Source organism: Moorena sp. SIO4G3, from assembly GCF_010692305.1.
In the GTDB taxonomy this organism is placed as follows: Bacteria; Cyanobacteriota; Cyanobacteriia; order Cyanobacteriales; family Coleofasciculaceae; genus Moorena; species Moorena producens_A.
Map to the genome: position 1 here is coordinate 1 of NZ_JAAHIG010000554.1, position 4,245 is coordinate 4,245.

At 43.8% G+C, this 4,245-nt stretch carries 3 protein-coding genes and 1 tRNA gene; 1 reads left to right on the forward strand and 3 read right to left on the reverse strand.

Features of this window, described 5'->3' with window-relative positions; genetic code table 11:
• Positions 1–424 precede the first annotated feature (424 nt).
• Positions 425–1,519 carry a RuBisCO accumulation factor 1 gene (locus tag F6J99_RS42555; protein ID WP_293122845.1) on the forward strand — a complete coding sequence of 365 codons (1,095 nt, stop codon included), beginning with the start codon at positions 425–427 and terminating at the stop codon, positions 1,517–1,519.
• A gap of 122 nt (positions 1,520–1,641) precedes the next feature.
• On the opposite strand, the gene F6J99_RS42560 is transcribed toward F6J99_RS42555, so the two are convergent.
• The 3 genes from F6J99_RS42560 to F6J99_RS42570 all read right to left on the reverse strand — a co-directional run bounded on the left by F6J99_RS42560 (position 1,642) and on the right by F6J99_RS42570 (position 3,969).
• Positions 1,642–2,289, reverse strand: coding sequence for a class I SAM-dependent methyltransferase (locus F6J99_RS42560; RefSeq protein ID WP_293122847.1), 648 nt, complete (start codon positions 2,287–2,289; stop codon positions 1,642–1,644).
• 748 nt (positions 2,290–3,037) lie between these two features.
• Positions 3,038–3,121 (reverse strand) — tRNA-Leu (locus F6J99_RS42565).
• The gene (locus tag F6J99_RS42570; protein ID WP_293122849.1) at positions 3,100–3,969 is read right to left on the reverse strand and encodes a M48 family metallopeptidase; all 870 of its coding nucleotides are present in this window, start codon (positions 3,967–3,969) and stop codon (positions 3,100–3,102) included. The genes F6J99_RS42565 and F6J99_RS42570 overlap by 22 nt, the downstream gene beginning before the upstream one ends.
• Positions 3,970–4,245 lie beyond the last annotated feature (276 nt).

Here is a 4,245-nt window from a genome sequence, read left to right on the forward strand (position 1 = left end):
TATAGGGAATAGGGAATAGGGAATAGGGAATAGGGAATAGGGAATAGGGAATAGGGAATAGGGAATAGGGAATAGGGAATAGGGAATAGGGAATAGGGAATAAGGAATAGGGAATAGGGAACTTCAGATCAGGTAATAGGGAAAAAATCCTGTGTACCTCATTACTAGTAGAAGCGCTATATATGGCTGCGGTTCCTTAACAATTATTAGGTTTGAGGATTATTTTAAAGATGCACCATCCCTCACCTTTATCATTGCTGCCTTTACACTTGCTATCTTCATCTTTTATACTTCAAAAATTGCTTTAATGCCCAATCTCTATTGTAGGCTTTTTCCAAAAGTGACATCCTGCCACACTAAACCCTCACGGGATATAATACACATTGCCGTTGATGGCACTGTTCGTTTTCTTTTTGTTTAAACCATGACTGAAGTACCACCAGGCTCTCCTGAAAGTCACCCTCAAACCAATTCAGAACAGATAAATACTGAAGATTTATTAACCTTACTGCGGCGCAAAGAACGCAACTGGGTGGAGTGGGGTAAAGCCTGTCAGCAGCTACAGAAAGCTGGCTACAGTTCTCAGGTAATTTTTGAAGAAACTGGGTTTGAGCCAATTCAACAGAATCAAGTGATGGTGGCATCTCAGGTTTATACAAGTTTGATTACAGTAGGGGTGTCCGAGGCAGTGCGATCGCGTTTTGAGAGTACTGGTAGCGATTCCCTGTACGAGTTGCGGATTCTCACCCAAGAGGAACGAGCTGCTGCTGCTGAATTTCTGGTTGCTAGAAACTTGAACTCCGAAGGAGCCCATGAAGTTGCCAAAGCACTTAAGTCATTTTCCCGCAGAAGCCGTCCACCCGAGGGATTCACCAATCATCCTGGTGATGCTGTTGCCTATCAGTATTGGAAACTTGCCAAACAACACAATGATTTGCAAGAACGTTCTCGTTTGATTGCCCGAGGCTTGATGTTTGCTCATACTCAACAAGCCCGACAACAAATCGAAGAATTACTCACAGGAGCATTTGGTAGCACTCAGCGTCCAGCCCCCAGATTACCCATATACCGCCTCGAAGCTGAAGAAGATTTACCCCGCTTGCTTCCCGTAGTCGGTGCATTACCCCTGACAATAGCTGATCTCAACCAGGTTCCTAAAACTGACTATACCGGTGCTTTCAGTATAGTTAAAGGGCTTCGAGAGCAGACGTTCGTGGCAGTACCCGGCTGGCAGGTAGTTTTGAAGGCACAAGATCCAGTGGTGATTTTGTGTAACAGTAATCAGCTGCCTATTCAACAGAATAACAAACCTGAAGAGATTTTGCTTATTATTGACCGCTCACAGCAGCAGTGGGATGGGGACAGCTACTTTTTGGTTGAAGAATCAGGACAGTTGGAGATTAAGTGGTTTCCAGATTCTCCTGATGTTAGTTTTTTGGGACGCCTGATCCTAGTATTACGACCGAAAAAAATTCTGGATGAAGCCTTGAGTCAAGATGTCTGGCAAATTGATGAATAATTAGTCATTAGTTATTAAGTTAGTTAATTGCTGTTTTGTTGACTCTTGACTATTGCTTTTTTGTTGACTTTTGACTCTTGACTATTAAAAATTACCCTCAACAAAACCCTTCATAAAAAGGCTCAATGAGTTCGATTAGCCAGTACTGCATAGAATGGATCGCCTCCAGTGATCCCAAGCTGTAGCAGAAAAGTAGGAAGCGGGGAGGGTCGAGCCACAACCTCAGGCGAACTAAATCCAGGAATAGACTGGTAATAGGTTTTCACTAACTCCACTCGACTTTGCTCGCTACCATCTCGCCAAGACTGAATCGCCTTTTGAAAAAACATTCGGTTAGAAAAGCTAACAATTGCTATTCCCCCTGGTTTTAAGACGCGATTAATCTCAGCAAAAACTTTTTCGGGGTACTGAAGATACTGAACTGAAACAGCAATCAGGACAGCATCAAAGTCTTGGTCAGGCAATGGCAATTGCTGATTTTGATTCAAGTCTTGGATAAAGTAGTGATTAAGTCTAGGATTTTTGACCAATTCTTCGCCATTCATCCCATGCCCCTCAACATGAGCAAACTCCATGTCTTCTGGTAAGTGAGAAACCCAACTACTCATAAGATCGAGGATGCGGGTGTTGGGTTGTAGTCGCTCCCGATAGAGGTTTACCAGCTGATCAATAAAGCCCTCATCGACATGAGTCACAAACCGTGGAAATGAATAGAACAGAGCATCATCGCTCTCATCCAATTTACTGCGTTGAAGGCGCTGGTCGATCATTGTATGAGCTAATATCTATTTTGTTAAGCTTCCTCACGAATATTATAAAGATTTATGAAGCTTATGGTAAGTATTTCTGAGTTTGGGTTATTTCAAGGAATATTTTGATCCGCTTAGACAGGGTTCTACAAAAAAAATAGGGAAGAGCATTGATATCTCTTCCCCATCGTTGATTTTGGTATTGATTTTGGTATTGATTTTGGTTTTAGAGTGCTTTCCGAGTTTCCTTAAGCTTCCGGCGCAGCATCTGAGTCTTTGAATTCTCCACGGGTTGAAACCGCGTGGATTCTAAGAGTCGTGTCGTTACGCGGGTTGAAACCGCGCTCCACGACGCTTACAGTACTGACGCTTTGAGTAAGTCCAGTCTGTACCGTTGTGGCAGATTCAAAACTGCCCTACCTCCCTCGGATTAACACGAGAAGTTAACCTGTGGATTTACTTTTGATTTAAATAGCTTTCGGAGCGGTTGTACCAAACAATTAGGGCAATAAATTACTACTTTTTGCTGCATTGCTTGCCTGTTCCTTGAGGAGTAGGATTCTCCCCGTCTCTTACTGGCTGGAGTCTCACCGTACTAGCAAAAAATCAACGTAACCAACCTTGTTCTTACTTGCACTTCTATTTTAAAACGATAGCCGGGATAAATCCCGGTACGCTCCACGCCAACTCAATAAATTAAGTGGCTAACTCTCGCTCATGGTTTTTGTGTTTTAGTCGTTGTACCATTCATATTGCCCCTTAGTTACAGTGGGCGGGGAGAGACTCGAACTCTCATGACCATAAGGCCGCCACATTTTGAGTGTGGTGCGTCTACCAATTTCGCCACCCGCCCGTTTGGGCATCCCCATTATTATAACTAATTAGCTGCTGATTTAACAAGGACTGATAAGATTGAGAACTTGCCCAACGGTCAATTTCTCGCGCCCGTAGTACAGGTAAGGGATGGCTCAGTTGAGAGATCTGCAATTGTTGGAGAACTTGACCCAGCTCAGTATCACCAGCGCTATCGTAAGCCCTAGCTTGAGCAATAAACGCATCTAGGTTCAGTTGTGGTGCCAGAGTTGGGGAACCACCAGCCAGTTTCATCAATACAGACATGACCACTCTCGGATTTTGAGTAGCCAGTAAAGCAGCGCGATCGCAACTAAATTCCGCACATCTTAGCCACTCTAACATCTTCTCCTGTATGCTTTGAGCAATGAGCATCCCCCAATTCGGAATTAAACTAGCCGCTAATACCATGATATTGAGCGGTGTTAGGTACACCCCATGTTCACATTTGAGATGACCCAGTTCATGGGCAATAACCGCCTGAATTTCCTCTGGTGTCAGCAGATCAATTAAAGAGGTGTGCAAGACAATGAAAGGCTGTTTACCCCGCATAGCAAAGGTATAGGCATTGGGAGCGGGATTTTGCTGCACATAAAGCTGAGGCGGCTCTAAATCTAAAGTTGTGCAGGCATCTTCGAGTAGTTTATGAAGATGGGGCAGTTGATTTTCTCCCACCAAAACACTAGCAGCAATATTGTTCAGATAAAAAAACTGTTCCGCCACAGGACCTAGTAAATTTCGCACCACCAAGTCTATCCCTGGCAACTGCTTCAGGGCTGTGGTTGCTTCCAAATCTAGGGGATGACGAAAATGATCTGCCTTCAGACCAAATAGTGATGTTTTAGTCATTAGCTGAAAATAATATGTTAGTCGTTAGTCATTAGTCATTACTTATTAGTCTAGGACTTCCCCAAAATCTCTGGCTCAAGCCTAATCTATTGTAGGGTTACAAGCCTTGCGCCCTAACTAGATATAGCGCTACCTATAAGCACGAACCTATATAGCGCCACTGCCTAATTCCTCTAGTCCTTGGTGGTGGTCTTGAACTGACAGACTTTCAACTAACAATCCCCTAAACGCTAAACGACTTACCACAGCCACAGCTTTGATTGGCATTGGGGTTGG